Annotated in this window: 10 protein-coding genes; 9 read left to right on the top strand and 1 reads right to left on the bottom strand. The window is 55.4% G+C overall.

Annotated features, from left to right (window positions below; genetic code table 11):
* The 3 genes from carB to pyrE all read left to right on the top strand — a co-directional run bounded on the left by carB (position 1) and on the right by pyrE (position 4,871).
* Positions 1 to 3,213, top strand: a complete 3,213-nt coding sequence (gene carB / locus NYE69_RS24225; protein WP_340928223.1) for a carbamoyl-phosphate synthase large subunit — start codon at positions 1 to 3, stop codon at positions 3,211 to 3,213.
* 285 nt (positions 3,214 to 3,498) lie between these two features.
* The gene (gene pyrF, locus NYE69_RS24220; RefSeq protein WP_340928221.1) at positions 3,499 to 4,227 is read left to right on the top strand and encodes an orotidine-5'-phosphate decarboxylase; all 729 of its coding nucleotides are present in this window, start codon (positions 3,499 to 3,501) and stop codon (positions 4,225 to 4,227) included.
* Between the two features lie 2 nt (positions 4,228 to 4,229).
* The gene (pyrE, locus tag NYE69_RS24215) at positions 4,230 to 4,871 is read left to right on the top strand and encodes an orotate phosphoribosyltransferase (protein ID WP_340928219.1); all 642 of its coding nucleotides are present in this window, start codon (positions 4,230 to 4,232) and stop codon (positions 4,869 to 4,871) included.
* A gap of 111 nt (positions 4,872 to 4,982) precedes the next feature.
* Here the strand turns inward: pyrE and NYE69_RS24210 are convergent, their stop codons facing one another.
* Positions 4,983 to 6,581 carry an S-layer homology domain-containing protein gene (locus NYE69_RS24210; protein ID WP_340928217.1) on the bottom strand — a complete coding sequence of 533 codons (1,599 nt, stop codon included), beginning with the start codon at positions 6,579 to 6,581 and terminating at the stop codon, positions 4,983 to 4,985.
* A 241-nt stretch (positions 6,582 to 6,822) separates the two neighbouring features.
* Between NYE69_RS24210 and NYE69_RS24205 the strand changes: the two genes are divergently transcribed.
* From NYE69_RS24205 to NYE69_RS24180, 6 genes are all read left to right on the top strand, one after another.
* A complete protein-coding gene (locus tag NYE69_RS24205; RefSeq protein WP_340928213.1) occupies positions 6,823 to 7,671 on the top strand; it encodes an ABC transporter ATP-binding protein in 849 nt (282 codons plus the stop codon).
* Complete coding sequence (locus NYE69_RS24200) at positions 7,634 to 8,722, top strand: efflux RND transporter periplasmic adaptor subunit (RefSeq protein WP_340928212.1); 1,089 nt, start codon at positions 7,634 to 7,636, stop codon at positions 8,720 to 8,722. The genes NYE69_RS24205 and NYE69_RS24200 overlap by 38 nt, the downstream gene beginning before the upstream one ends.
* Positions 8,722 to 11,619 (top strand): ABC transporter permease, encoded by a 2,898-nt coding sequence (locus NYE69_RS24195; RefSeq protein WP_340928210.1) that lies wholly within the window; start codon positions 8,722 to 8,724, stop codon positions 11,617 to 11,619. Before NYE69_RS24200 ends, NYE69_RS24195 begins: the two co-directional genes overlap by 1 nt.
* Before the next feature lie 3 nt (positions 11,620 to 11,622).
* Complete coding sequence (locus NYE69_RS24190) at positions 11,623 to 12,513, top strand: ABC transporter ATP-binding protein (RefSeq protein WP_340928208.1); 891 nt, start codon at positions 11,623 to 11,625, stop codon at positions 12,511 to 12,513.
* A complete protein-coding gene (locus tag NYE69_RS24185) occupies positions 12,510 to 14,024 on the top strand; it encodes an ABC transporter substrate-binding protein (RefSeq protein WP_340928206.1) in 1,515 nt (504 codons plus the stop codon). Before NYE69_RS24190 ends, NYE69_RS24185 begins: the two co-directional genes overlap by 4 nt.
* 137 nt (positions 14,025 to 14,161) lie before the next feature.
* Positions 14,162 to 14,326: a hypothetical protein gene (locus tag NYE69_RS24180; protein ID WP_170180026.1), complete on the top strand. Its 165-nt coding sequence runs from the start codon at positions 14,162 to 14,164 to the stop codon at positions 14,324 to 14,326.
* The last annotated feature ends 70 nt before the right edge of the window (positions 14,327 to 14,396 follow it).

The following is a 14,396-nucleotide window of genomic DNA, read 5'->3' as shown; positions in this document are numbered from 1 at the left end:
ATGCCGATCAACAAAGACCTCAAGAAGATACTCGTCATCGGTTCCGGCCCGATCGTCATCGGCCAGGCTGCGGAGTTTGACTATGCCGGAACGCAGGCCTGCCAGGCGCTGAAGGAAGAAGGCGTCGAGGTGGTGCTGATCAACAGCAACCCGGCGACGATCATGACGGACACCAACATGGCCGACAAAGTATACATCGAACCGATCACGCTTGAGTTCGTGACGCAAATCATCCGCCAGGAGCGCCCGGACGGCCTGCTGCCGACGCTGGGCGGCCAAACCGGCCTGAACATGGCCGTCGAATTGGCCCGCGCCGGCGTGCTGGAGCGCGAAAACGTCAAGCTGCTCGGCACGCAGCTGACCTCGATCGAAAAGGCGGAGGACCGCGACCTGTTCCGCGAGCTGATGCGCGAGCTGGAGCAGCCGGTGCCGGAAAGCACGATCATCACCTCGGTCGATGAGGCGCTGTCCTTTGCCGCGGAGATCGGCTATCCGGTCATCGTGCGTCCGGCCTATACGCTGGGCGGCACCGGCGGCGGCATCTGCGCCACGGAGGAGGAGCTTAAGGAAACGGTCGCTTCGGGGATCCGCTACAGCCCGATCGGCCAATGCCTGATCGAAAAATCGATCGCCGGCATGAAGGAAATCGAATACGAAGTCATGCGGGACGCAAATGACAACTGCATCGTCGTCTGCAACATGGAGAACTTTGACCCGGTGGGCGTACATACCGGGGACAGCATCGTCGTAGCTCCGAGCCAGACGCTTTCCGACCGCGAGTATCAAATGCTGCGTTCGGCGTCGCTGAAAATCATCCGCGCGTTGAACATCGAAGGCGGCTGCAACGTCCAGTTCGCGCTCGATCCGCAAAGCTTCCAGTACTACGTTATCGAAGTAAACCCGCGGGTGAGCCGTTCTTCGGCGCTCGCCTCCAAAGCGACGGGCTACCCGATCGCCAAAATGGCGGCGAAAATCGCCCTCGGCTATACGCTCGACGAAATCGTCAACCCGGTTACGGGCCAGACGTACGCTTGTTTTGAACCGACGCTCGACTACATCGTCAGCAAAATCCCGCGCTGGCCGTTCGACAAATTCGTCAGCGCCAACCGCAAGCTGGGCACGCAGATGAAAGCGACCGGCGAAGTGATGGCGATCGGACGGACGTTTGAAGAGTCGATTCACAAAGCGGTCCGCTCGCTGGAGATCGGCACACACCGCCTGTACTTGAAAGGGGCGGAAAAGATCGACAACGGGACATTGGACGCCCGCTTGATCAAAGCCGACGACGAGCGCCTGTTCCTGATCGCCGAAGCGTTCCGCCGCGGCTACAAGCTCCAGCAGATCCACGACCTGACGGGCATCGACTGGTGGTTCCTGGACAAAATCGAACGTTTGGTCGAGTTCGAGAAGCGGATCGCCGGCGAAGAAATTTTGTCCTATGAAACCTTGTACGAAGCCAAGCGGCTCGGCTTTACCGACCGGGCGATCGCCGAGCTGCGCGCGGCGGGGCAGCCGCTGGGCACGCATTTGACCGAAGCCGAGGTCAGAAGCTTCCGCAAGGAGCGTGGCCTGCGGCCGGTATATAAAATGGTCGATACGTGCGCGGCGGAGTTTGAAGCTTCCACGCCATACTATTACTCGACCTATGAAACGGAAAATGAAGTCGTCCAATCCGGGAAGGAAAAAATCGTCGTGCTCGGCTCCGGCCCGATCCGGATCGGTCAGGGCATCGAGTTCGACTACTCCACGGTGCACGCGGTTTGGGCGATTCAAAGGGCCGGTTATGAAGCGGTCATCATCAACAACAATCCGGAGACGGTGTCCACCGATTTCAACACCTCGGACCGGCTTTATTTCGAGCCCCTGTTCTTCGAGGACGTGATGAACGTCATCGAGCAGGAAAATCCGGTTGGCGTCATCGTCCAGTTCGGCGGCCAAACGGCGATCAACCTGGCGGCGCCGCTGGAGGCGGCCGGCGTGCGCATCCTCGGCACCTCCCTGGCATCGATCGACGGGGCGGAGGATCGCAAAAAGTTCGAAGCGCTGCTCTCCAGGCTGCATATCGCCCAACCTAAAGGCAGCACGGTCACCTCGGTCGAGGAGGCGGTGGGAACCGCGCAAGCGCTCGGTTATCCGGTGCTGGTGCGTCCGTCGTACGTCCTGGGCGGCCGGGCGATGGAAATCGTCTACTCCGATAGCGAGCTGCTGAGATACATGGAGGAAGCGGTCAACATCAACCCGCAGCATCCGGTGCTGATCGACCGCTACATGCTGGGCAAAGAGGTGGAGGTCGACGCGATCTGCGACGGGGAAACCGTGCTGATTCCGGGGATCATGGAGCATATCGAACGCGCCGGCGTGCACTCCGGAGACTCGATTGCGGTGTACCCGCCGCAGCATTTGTCCGCCGAACTGAAGGAGAAAATCGTCGAAATCACGATCAAAATCGCCAGAGAGCTGAAAACCATCGGTCTCGTCAACATCCAATTCGTTATCTACAAGGATGAAGTGTACGTCATCGAGGTTAACCCGCGCTCTTCGCGGACGGTGCCGTTCCTGAGCAAGGTGACGAACATCCCGATGGCGGGCGTGGCGACGCAGTGCATTCTCGGCACGAAGCTGAGCGATCTTGGCTATAAGGACGGCCTGTGGCCGGAAAGCGAGCAGGTTGCCGTCAAAGTGCCGGTGTTCTCCTTTGCCAAGCTGCGCCGGGTCGAGCCGACGCTCGGTCCGGAAATGAAATCGACCGGAGAAGTCATGGGCCGCGATCCGCAGTATGCCAAGGCGCTGTATAAAGGCCTTATCGGGGCCGGAATGAAAATTCCTGCGACCGGCGCGATCATCGCGACCGTGGCGGATAAAGATAAGCAGGAAGCGGTCGAGCTGCTGCGCGGCTTCTATCGCCTGGGCTACAAAATCATCGCCACGGACGGGACGGCTTCCGCGTTGATCGACGCGGGCATCCATGTGACAACCGTCTACAAGCTGTCGGAAGGCGTGCCGAACATCCTGGATTTGATCCGGAACGGGGAAGCGCACTTCGTCATCAACACGCTGACAAAAGGCAAGGAACCGGAACGCGACGGGTTCCGCATCCGCCGGGAAGCGGTGGAGAACGGCGTCGTCTGCATGACCTCGCTCGATACGGTGCGCGCGCTGCTCGAGATGCTGGAGGCGATCAACTTCTCCTCCCAAGCGATGCCTTCTTTATAAGAGGTAAGTTCAAAAAGTCCGCTTTTGATCACGAAGTGAATCAAGAAGTAACCAAGGCATCGAATCTTGAATTCAGCCGGGCCTTCCGTTGCTCACGTACCCAAAACGTACGCTCCGCCACTCAGTCCCTGGCTTCATCCAACCTTCTCGGTGCTGAAAACCGACCTTTTTGAACACTAACTATTAAGAGGGGTCATTTGGACGGATAATTCGATTACAAAAAAATGCTGCGGCTCGGAAGCAACTTGCTTCGGAGCCGCAGGCATGACAGGAGGGTAAGCGGTAATGCGTTCATTTGAACAGGCGGCGGGCCGGCTGATTGTCGCCCTCGATTTTCCCGATGCGGAGCGGGCGAGAAAGCTGCTGAAGACGTTGGAAGGCATTCCTTGCTACATGAAGGTAGGGCTGCAGCTTTTTTATGCGGCCGGTCCGGATTTTATCCGGGAATTGAAGCAAGCGGGCTATTTGGTGTTTCTGGATGTAAAAATGCACGATATCCCGAACACCGTTAAAGGCGGTGCAAACAGCGTCACCAAGCTCGGTGTGGATATGTTTAACGTTCATGCCGCTGGCGGCGTAAATATGATGAAAGCGGCCAAGGAAGGAGCGCTTGCCGCTTTGGAAAGCGGCATAACTCTGTCCATGCCGCAAATCATTGCGGTGACGCAGCTGACGAGCACAAACCGGAATATGCTCAACCGTGAAATCGGCATTCCCGGAAGTGTGGAAGCGTCCGTGGTGAATTATGCGGCGCTGGCCCGGGAAGCCGGCCTGGACGGCGTCGTCGCTTCGCCGCTGGAAGTGCCGGCGGTGAAAGAGCGGTGCGGACAAGCGTTTCTGACCGTAACGCCGGGCATCCGGCCGGCCGGCAGCCAGGCGGACGATCAATCCCGCACCCTAACGCCGGGCGAAGCGATGTCCCAAGGGACGGATTACATCGTCGTCGGGCGTCCGATCAGCGCGGCAGCCAGTCCCCGCGAAGCGGCGGAGAAAATTATCGAGGAGATGATGTAATCATGGCAAACTCAACTGACACAGCGGCCCAAATCGCCGAAAATTTGCTGGAAATCGGAGCGGTGGCGCTTCGGCCGCACCAGCCGTTTACGTGGACCTCGGGCATCAAATCGCCGATATACTGCGACAACCGCTTGACGATGTCTTATCCGGCGATCCGCGACCTGATCGCGGAGTCGTTTGCGGCTTTGATCCGCGAAGCTTATCCCGAAGCCGAGGTCATTGCCGGAACGGCGACGGCGGGCATTCCCCACGCCGCGTTTGCGGCGCAGAAGCTGGGCCTGCCGATGGCCTATATCCGCGACAAAGCCAAGGGCCACGGCAAAGAAAATCAAATCGAAGGTTTGATCAAACCCGGTCAAAAGGTCGTCGTCATCGAAGATTTGATTTCTACCGGGGGCAGTTCGCTTAAGGCAGCCTTGGCCGTCCGGGAGGCGGGGGCCGAACCGCTCGCCGTGCTGGCGATTTTCAGCTACCAGCTGGACAAAGCGGTCAGCGCGTTTGCCGAGGCGGGCATCCCGCTTCAGACGTTATCCAACTATTCGGCGCTGATCGACGTTGCCGTGAAGCGCGGCGACATCAAAGCCGAAGACTTGGAGCTGCTGCAGTCGTGGCGTAAGGATCCGGCTTCCTTCGGGGCTTAGAAGGATGCAAAAAGCGAAACTTTTGCATTTTGGCAAAAGTTTCGCTTTTTTAAAGGCTCAAACCAGATACTCGTATTAAAGCCTATTATTGAAGGGAATAGGCCGAACGGCTTATTCGAACCTATACCCTTCGTACTTCTCCGTATTTTTCAAGCTCGTCCAAACTTCCGGAGATTCGCCGCCGATATGCCAGTAGGCGAAGCCGGCGATCCCCGTACTTAAGCCCATCCGGAATTTTTCCGCCAGCGAGCGGGAATCTTCCAGCCAGATTCGGTGCAGCAGACCGGATTTCCGGTATTCGGCCGTATACTGGCCGGCCGTTGCATTCCATTGGATTTTTGCCCCGTATTGCTTAATCCGGCTGTTTTGCTCAGGAATGCTCAAATCCTCCGACGATACGGTTGCCCCGTTGCCATTGACGGTCCAATCCCGGGTATAGAGCGGCATCCCCAAAATTATTTGGTCTGCCGGCACTTTGGCCAGCAGTTCGCCGACCCGTTTTTGCACCCAATTCAAAGAAGCGACCGAACCGGCCGTATAGCCGCTCCAATGTTCGTCATAAGCCATCAGCACAATGTAATCCGCGCTTTTGGCGAGCTTTGCGTAATCGTAAGCGTCCGACCAATCGTTGCCCAAATCGGGCGGCAAATCCACGGACAAAACGGCGGAGACGCTGTCCAGCTCCTTGGCCAGTTTGGCGACGAACTCGGTAAAAAGCGCCTTATCGGCCGCCTGCACGTTTTCAAAGTCAAGATTGATGCCTTGCAGCCCGTATTTGCTTACATACGATTTCAAGTCCTGGATCGCGGCAGAAGACAAGGAAGATGAGGAGAGCAGCTTATGCGTCGTTTCCTGATCAAAACGGTTGCCCACCATGGCCCAAACCTGTTTTCCGCTTTTTTTGGCCCATGTCACAAGGGCAGGGTCCGTGGAATCGGATATTTTTCCGGTGTTCTCCAAAAAGTACCATCTCGGCGCAAGCACGTTGACGCTGGACTGTTGTACGGACCTCCGGTAGTCTTCGGTTGATTGGCCGAATTGCCAGCCGATTTGTATCGCCTGCTCTCCGGTTGCGGCTATCGCTTTTGGAAACATGTCGCCCTGCAGCAATCGATCAAGAATGACGGCGGTTTCCTGGCGGGTCATCGCCCGGTTCGGATAAAACTTCCCGTCGCTGCCTTCCATCAGACCAAGTAGAGAAACGGAGCTTATGTAAGGGCGGGCCCAAAGTGCGATGCTAGCGCCATCCTTATAGCCGGAAACCGGCGCCGCCCCCGTCTTTTGCTTCAGCGCTCTGACGAGCCAGGCCGCGGCTTCCTGCCGGGTAATTGGTTGGTTTGGCTTGAAGATGCCGCCCCCCAGCCCTTCCGTAAGCCCGAGTTCGGTCGCGGCCTGAATCGTTCCGTAGTACCATGCAGAAGCAGCAACGTCGGTATAAGCCGGGAGGGCCGAGGACACGGGTTCCAGATGCAGGATGCGGGTCAGCGTGGTCATAAATTCGGCGCGGGTAATCGCCCGTGCAGGAGAAAATTCGGTTGGGGATGTACCTTTCATGGTATTATTTTCATATAATCGCACGATCGCCTCTTTGGCGTAGCTGCCGTTTATATCGTCATAGGGCAGTTTCTCGGCGGACACCGGCAGCTGATCGACGCCGGGAGCGGTCAACATCAGGGATGCCAACAGGAGCATGGATAATACTTTTTTCATGAAGTAGGACTCCTTGCCTAAATTAGTAGAAATCCCCTTTATTTTAACAGACTAATAGAATATGATCAGTGTAAAAAATATGGAAATCAAAGCCTCTAAAAAATATCAAATCGTAAAAAAAGTTGTAACTTTTTGGCATAATATTTCGTTTATAATGCTAGACGTAAAGCATTCTTAGACAAAGATATTTCGCGAGTCAGAGGGGGAGCAGCAAATTGAAAAAACGGGAGAACGATACAAGATGAAGCTTTGGCTTCGCAAGAGAGGAAAAATAGGAGTTAAGCCGGAAGCGGAGACGCCTATTCCGGAGGTTAACTGGGACTTGCCGGAGCTTCCCGAGGGGACGTCCGAACCGGAGAAGCTTGAGGCTGCGGCCGTTTCAGGGATAAACGATGCACCTACGCAAGAAATGGAGAAGGGGCCGCTGCTGATGGTTAAAGACGTCCGCAGGTCTTTTCCGGTCGGCGGTGGAGAAATTCAGGTATTGAAAGGGATCAACATGGAGGTCCATCCCGGCCAGCTTGTCATGCTCAAAGGGAGGTCCGGCTCGGGGAAAACGACGCTGCTCAACATGTTGGGCGGGCTTGATCAGCCGACGTCGGGGGAGATTTTTTTCCGCGATCAGCCTCTACACCGGTTAAGTGACGACAAACGTACGGTGCTGCGGCGAGATCAAATCGGCTTTATCTTTCAGGCTTATGCGCTGCTGCCGCTGCTTTCCGCGTGGGAGAACGTGGAGCTGTCTTTGCGCATGGCCGGGGTGCCGACGCAGGAATGGAAACCGCGCGTTACACACTGCCTGGAACTGGTCGGACTCGGCAAACGGATGTTTCACCGGCCGTTCGAAATGTCGGGCGGGGAGCAGCAGCGGGTGGCCATCGCCAAAGCGATCGCCCATAGGCCCAAGTTGCTGCTGGCGGACGAGCCGACGGCGAATTTGGATTCGCAAATGGGCGCGCAAGTCATGACCGTTTTCAAAAACATCATACATACGGAACGAGTGACGATTTGCATGACGACACACGATCCTACAATCTTGGAGGTAGCCGACCATGTTTACGAAATGGTGGATGGAAGATTTATCAACTAAAGGAAGAAAGCTTTCGCGGACGCTGGGCTTGCTGGCGATTTGCGCATCGCTCGTTGCCGCATCCGGCTGCGCCTTGCTTCCGAACGAAGACGAGGAAGAGGATATTCCCGTCATTACGCCGCCGACCATTTCGAAAAAACCGGAGTACGAAGTGAGGAAGGGACCGATCGTGATTGACGTGAGCGCGGTCGGGAAAATCATGAGCCAGCGAGAAGAGCCGCTGTTCTTTACGAAGGGCGATCTGCATATCAAAAATGTGCTGGTCAAAGCCGGGGATAAGGTGAAGCAGGGAGATCCGCTGATCGAGCTGGACGTGGAGGAACTGCAGAAGGACCTGCGCAAGAAGAAACTGGAATTCCGCAAGCAGGAAATACAAATGAAGGAACTTCTCCGCACGAAAGACGAGAAGGATCCGGTTGAATTCGAGGAGGCTTCGATTGTTTTTGAAGAAGCGCGGCAGGACCTTGCGGATTTGGAGAAGACGATCGCGGACGGGACGCTCCGAGCGCCGTTTTCCGGCACGATCGTGTCCGTCTCGGCCGAAAAAGGCAAGACCATTGAAGCTTACAAAACATTGGCGGTGATTTCGGATACTTCATCACTGGTCGTGGCCGCTTCTTTTGCCAAGGAGGATCTGGAAAAAATCGCGGTCGGTATGGACGCCAAAGTCGATATTAACGCTGCCGGTGTATACAACGGCAAGGTCAAGGTGATGCCGGTCAACGCCAATTCTTCGGATAGCGATAACAACAATGGCAACCAGCCGGAAAAAGACTCGATCGACAAATACGTGATCGTACAGCTGGACAAATGGCCTAAAGGCATCGAGCGGGGCAGACCGCTCAGCGTTTCCATCGTCACCGAGCGCAAGGAAAACGCCGTGCTTATTCCGATTTCCGCCCTGCGCACGATTGGTTCGCGTACCTATGTGCAGGTCGTCGAAAAGGACGGCAGCAAACGCGAAGCCGACGTTGAAGTTGGCCTGCAGACTTCGACCGATATTGAAATCGTTAAAGGTCTTACGCCGGGGCAGAAAGTAGTGGGTCGTTAATGGGTGTACCTTTATTGCGCTTACTGTTCCGCAAAATGTGGAACACGAAATGGCTGACGTTCAGTACGCTGCTTGGTCTTATCGTTGCTGTTTCGTTTACCGTCAGCATACCGATGTATTCGGACGGTTCGCTGAAGCGGGTCGTTTCGAGTACGTTAAAAAGCGAAAGCGAAGGACTTCCCGCAGGTTCCCTGATCATGGGCTACCAGGCGCCGGGGGGAACGAAGACGGACATCGGCGGCTTAAAGGCCGTGGATGAATATATTGTCAACGAGGTGCCGAAGGAAATCGGTTTTCCTCATGAAACCTATGTCAATACACGTTCGATCCGGAGCACGGAGGTATACCCGGTCGACCCGACCAAGGTCGATGCGAGCCGGACGCGAACGATGACGCTCTCCTCGATGAGCGGACTCCAGGATCATATCGAGCTGTCCGGAGGCAAAATGTTTTCAGAAAAGGCCAGCGGAGATACGATCGAGGCGCTGATGCTGGAGGAGGCGATGTACCGCCAGGACCTGCACGTCGGCGACGTGATGGAGTATCCTGTAAGCGGCGGTTCGGGCATTACGCTTAAAGTAAAAATCGTCGGCGCGTTTCAGCCCAAAAACGAGAGCGATCCGTATTGGTACCAGGGTTTTGAGGGGATGATGAACAGCTTCTACCTCCCTGACAAAGTGTTTAATGAAGATCTGCTTCAGCGCATGTCGATACCGCTTCACAATTCGAGCTGGTATTATGCCTTTGATCTTCGGGAGATTAAAACGAGCCAGCTATCGCCGCTGGCAGGTACGCTGGATCGTTTGAACATCGAACTGTACCAGAAGCTAAAGGATGCAAAAGTCGATGTCTCTTTTGGAAGCCTGCTGAACGATTTCCGCAAGCAGAGCCTGCAGATGCAGACGCTGCTGTTTACGCTGGCGGCGCCGATGATCGCCATGGTGTTCTACTATATCGTGATGAATGCCCGCCAAGCTCTCGACAAGCAGCAAAGCGACATCGCCGTTCTGCGCAGCCGGGGAGCGTCGACTAACCAAATCGTTTTCATTTATTTGCTGGAGAGCTTGATTCTAGGTGTCGTGGCGCTGATCCTGGGACCGCTGCTCGGCTGGTTCATGTCCAAATCGATAGGAGCGGCCGACGGGTTTTTGACGTTCGTCAACCGCAAATCGATTCCGGTCGGCTTTAATTTTGATGCGCTTGTGTTGGGGGCTTTGGCGGTTGTCATCGCGATTCTGGCGACCCTGCTGCCAGCGGTATCCTATGCCCGCGCCTCGATCGTCAAAGCGAAGCAAAAGCAGGCGCGCTCCGACCGGGCGCCCTTCTGGCAGCGTTGGTTCCTGGACATCGTGCTGATGGGGATTTCCGCCTACGGCTACTATATGTTCCAGGAACGCCAAATGCTGACGTTCCAAACCGGGTTGACCACGGATGAGCTGCAGGTTCAGCCGTTCCTGTTTTTCGTCCCGGCGCTGGCCATCTTTTCGATCGGTTTGTTCTTCTTGCGCGTGTTTCCGTGGCTGCTCAAGCTGATCGGCTGGCTCGGCAAAAAATGGCTGCCCGTGCCTTATTATTTAAGTTTGACCCAACTGTCGCGGTCATCATTGTCCTATTATCCGCTGATGATTTTGCTGGTATTGACGCTCGGGCTCGGCGTTTACAATGCATCCGCCGCCCGGACGATCGATTTGAACTCGACGGAGCGGACGCTCTACAAATACGGGGCGGATGTAATCATGAAGACGGTATGGGATGGAACGCCGGAAATTAAGCGTCCATCGCAGGGATCGGGCCAAGGCGGCCAAGGGCAGGGCGGCGGTTCCGGCCAACCGGGGAATCCGGGAGCGCCGGGCGGAGGCGGCCCGGGCGGCGGACAAAACCAGAGACCGACCAAGGTGATCTATGCGTCGGAGCCGCCGTTTGAAATTTTCCGCCAGCTGGATGGCGTGGAAAATGCGGCGCGTGTCCTGCAAACGAAAGGCAATATTATCATTTCCGGCCGCTCGGCCGGGCAGGGCAACGTGATGGGGATCGACAATGTCGATTTTGCCAAGGTTGCCTGGTTCCGGGACGATTTGTTCCCGACGCATCCGTACAATTATTTGAATTTTCTGGGCATGAACGAAAGCGCGGCTTTGGTTCCGTCCAATCTGGCCGAGAAATACAAGCTGAAGCTGGGGGATGTATTCACGGTTTCGCTTAATGATCAGCCGGTGGAATTCGCCGTGTACGGCATCATTCCGTATTGGCCCAGCCAATATCCGGACCAGACACCATTTGTTATCGCCAACCTCGATTATATCTATGATCAGGTTCCGCTTATTCCTTACGAGGTTTGGCTGAAGATGAAGCCGGGCGCCAAGGTGGCGCCGCTCATTCCAAAGCTGGCCGAAAAGAACATCGAATTGTATGAGGTGAGCGATGTGCGCAGCGAATTGGCGGCGCAGAGCAAGCACCCGACCCGCGGCGGGGTGTTCGGCATTTTGAGCCTTGGTTTCCTCGTTTCGGTCATCGTGTCGCTGATCGGATACGTGCTTTACTGGTTCTTTAATTTATCCGGGCGGGTCGTTCAGTTCGGGATTTTGCGGGCGATGGGCTTGTCGCGCAAGCAGCTGACCTTTATGCTGCTGACCGAGCAAATATTGACGGCGGGCTTATCGATCGTGCTCGGCATCGTCATCGGCAAAATCGCCGGCAGGCTGTACCTGCCGTTCCTGCAAACCGCCGATAACGTGACCACGCAGGTTCCGCCGTTTCGGATCGTGTTCGACTCGCAGGATACGCTGCAGCTCTACGTGGTCGTGTTGGTGATGCTGCTGCTCGGAGCCGGCCTGCTGCTGTGGCAAATCCGGCGGCTGCGCGTGCATCAAGCCGTGAAAATGGGAGAGGAGCGGTAGCCGATGATACACTGCGAAGGATTGGTCAAAATTTTCAAGTCCGAGGACATCGAAGTCGTAGCGCTTCAGGGTCTTAATCTAACCGTGGAGCAAGGCGAAATGATGGCCATAATCGGGAACAGCGGCAGCGGCAAATCAACCCTGCTGAACATTCTGGGCGGCCTTGACCGGCCTTCGGCCGGTCAGGTGTCCGTCGGCGGCTGGGATCTGCTGAAGATTCGCGACGATCAACTGGTGGAATATAAGCGCAGCACGGTAGGTTTCGTATGGCAAAACAACGCGCGCAACCTATTGCCTTATTTAACGGCGCTGGAGAACGTCGAGATGCCGATGCTGCTGACCGGCAAGCTGGACAGCAATTATGCCAAGGAACTGCTGGAGCGGGTTGGACTCAAGCACCGGATGCACAACAAGCTCCACCAGCTATCCGGCGGGGAGCAGCAGCGGGTGGCGATCGCCATCTCGCTTTCGAACCGTCCGAAACTGCTGCTTGCCGACGAACCGACCGGATCGGTCGATACGGCGACATCCGATCAAATCATGCAGATTTTTCGCCAGGTCAACCGGGATATCGGCATCACGGTCGTCATCGTTACGCATGATTTGACGCTGGCGGGCAAAGTGGACCGCGTCGTGGCGATCCGCGACGGTTTAACGAGCACCGAGTTTGTGAAGCGGAATCCTAACCTTGATCTGGCCGCAGCGGAGGGCTTGGGCGGAGGACTGCAGGAGGTGCACGAAGCGTTTGTGGTGGTCGACCGCGTCGGTCGTCTTCAGGTGCCGAAAGAATATCTGGAAGCCGTCGGTATCGGCGGACGGGCCAGCATGGAGTTTGACGGAGAAAAAATCATTATTACGGCGCCAAAAGCCTTAGAGGGGGATGGGGTAAAATGAGCATGAGGAGAGGGAGTTTTCGTAAAATTACGACGGCGCTGCTGACCGCAACGCTTGCGCTGGGATTGCTTGCGGGCTGCAGCGGAGGCAAAGCCGTCGACAAAGAGCAGGAGAAGGTACTGCGGATCGGTGTGCTGTACGGGGGGTACGATGATTCGTATTTCCGCCAGCAATATACCGATGTCTATGAATTTACGCATCAGAAAGTCCGGATCGAGATCGTTCCGGCCGTCGATCAAAGCCAATACCGCTATTCCGACGGCACGGAAGAGTATCAACCGCCGGATTACCTGGACAGCATAAAAAAGATTATGACCGGCGGCAATCCGGTCGACATCGTTGTTACGGATACGAGCGTGCTGAACCAATTGATCCAGGAGAACATGGTCAAGCAACTGGACCCGATGATTCAGGAAGATAAATTCGACACTGCGGATTACGTGCCTGCGGTGATTGAAGGCATCAAGGATTTAGGGGACGGGAAACTGTACGCTTTAACTCCATCCTTCACTTCATCGGCGCTTTTTTATAACAAAAAGATATTTGCCGACGCCGGCGTCGAACCTCCGACGGACAAGATGACGTGGGATGACGTTTTTAATTTGGCTCGCCGCGTTGCCAAAGGGGAAGGAAAAGACCGGGTCTACGGATTTGCTTTCAGCCGCTACCAAGGCAGCGATCCGTTTTTCGATATGCAGAGCAACTACCTAAACGCCCTGCAGCTCAAAACGTATGACGATAAAGCGGAAATGATGACGGTTAATTCGCCCCAATGGATCAAAGTCTGGGAAACGATGTCGAAACTGGTCAAGGATAAAATCATTCCGGACTCATCGGCGGGCATGTCGGATGGAGCCATGGACCAATGGACGCCGATCAGCGGCGATTTGTTCCTGTCCGGCAAAGTCGCGATGACGATCGGGGATAACTATTATATCAGCGAGATTGCCGATGCGAACAACAATGCCGGCAAAATCAAAAACTTCAAAGCGGTCGATTGGGATATCGTCACGGTGCCGGTGCATTCCGAAAAACCGGATGTCGGGGGAAATATTTGGCTAGGCAGCACGTTTGCCATCAACAGTGCGGCGCCGAATCCGGAGACCGCCTGGGATTTTATCAAATTCATCAACAGTCCGGATTGGGCGAAACTAAAATCCCGCAGCAATTCTTACGAGATGGTGGCGCGCAAGTCGTTTATTGAGCCGAAACAAGGATTGGATTACAATATTCAGGCGTTTTATTTGCTCAAGCCTACGCCGCCGACGGACCCGAAAGACGACAAAATGTCCGCCGAAAAACCGGGCCTGTACAGCGTAACCAACATCGGGCGCAATTACTATCAGGAAGTGCTGGAGAACAAAAAAACGCCGGAGGAAGCGCTCAAGGAATGGGAAGAAAAGGGCAACAAGATGTTGCTGGAAATCAAAAACAACCCGAAAACCCAATTCCAGGAAGACGGGACTCCGTTCGTCCCGAACGAAAGCGGAACTTCCGGAGTCAAATATTAAGCAGGCGTGTAAACAAAATTTACTAAACCCAAAAGCAGCTGCCGGGAACGATCCCGGCGGCTTTTTTTGGCCGCTCCTGGGCAATCTAAAGGCAGGGAGAAGTTTTATGAAATAACGAAAGGATGAACTGACAAGCCATGCGTTGGGTATACTTCAATAAGTTGTACAGAACGAAGTTTCAAGCCGGTTGCCTGGCCCGCAGGCTCGAGCAGGACGGCTGGATTTACGGCTTCGACGACATGCGCGAAATTGAAATTTTCCGCTCTCGGAAAGGAAAATACGGCGTCCGTTTTATCCCCTGATTACACCTGTCACAAAAGTGGCCCTAGCGCGCGTTATAGTGAATAGGAGCGGATTTTTGCCAGACAAAGC

Source organism: Paenibacillus sp. FSL R5-0527 (genome assembly GCF_038008055.1).
GTDB lineage: Bacteria > Bacillota > Bacilli > Paenibacillales > Paenibacillaceae > Fontibacillus > Fontibacillus macerans.
This window is presented reverse-complemented; position numbering and strand designations above follow the sequence as displayed.

Excerpts from the sequence above, each read along its gene's own strand:
- NYE69_RS24190 (WP_340928208.1), top strand. The coding sequence starts at position 11,623 with ATGATACACTGCGAAGGATTGGTCAAAATTTTCAAGTCCGAGGACATC.
- NYE69_RS24210 (WP_340928217.1), bottom strand. The coding sequence starts at position 6,581 with ATGAAAAAAGTATTATCCATGCTCCTGTTGGCATCCCTGATGTTGACC.
- NYE69_RS24200 (WP_340928212.1), top strand. The coding sequence starts at position 7,634 with ATGTTTACGAAATGGTGGATGGAAGATTTATCAACTAAAGGAAGAAAG.
- NYE69_RS24185 (WP_340928206.1), top strand. The coding sequence starts at position 12,510 with ATGAGCATGAGGAGAGGGAGTTTTCGTAAAATTACGACGGCGCTGCTG.
- carB (WP_340928223.1), top strand. The coding sequence starts at position 1 with ATGCCGATCAACAAAGACCTCAAGAAGATACTCGTCATCGGTTCCGGC.
- pyrF (WP_340928221.1), top strand. The coding sequence starts at position 3,499 with ATGCGTTCATTTGAACAGGCGGCGGGCCGGCTGATTGTCGCCCTCGAT.
- NYE69_RS24180 (WP_170180026.1), top strand. The coding sequence starts at position 14,162 with ATGCGTTGGGTATACTTCAATAAGTTGTACAGAACGAAGTTTCAAGCC.
- pyrE (WP_340928219.1), top strand. The coding sequence starts at position 4,230 with ATGGCAAACTCAACTGACACAGCGGCCCAAATCGCCGAAAATTTGCTG.
- NYE69_RS24205 (WP_340928213.1), top strand. The coding sequence starts at position 6,823 with ATGAAGCTTTGGCTTCGCAAGAGAGGAAAAATAGGAGTTAAGCCGGAA.
- NYE69_RS24195 (WP_340928210.1), top strand. The coding sequence starts at position 8,722 with ATGGGTGTACCTTTATTGCGCTTACTGTTCCGCAAAATGTGGAACACG.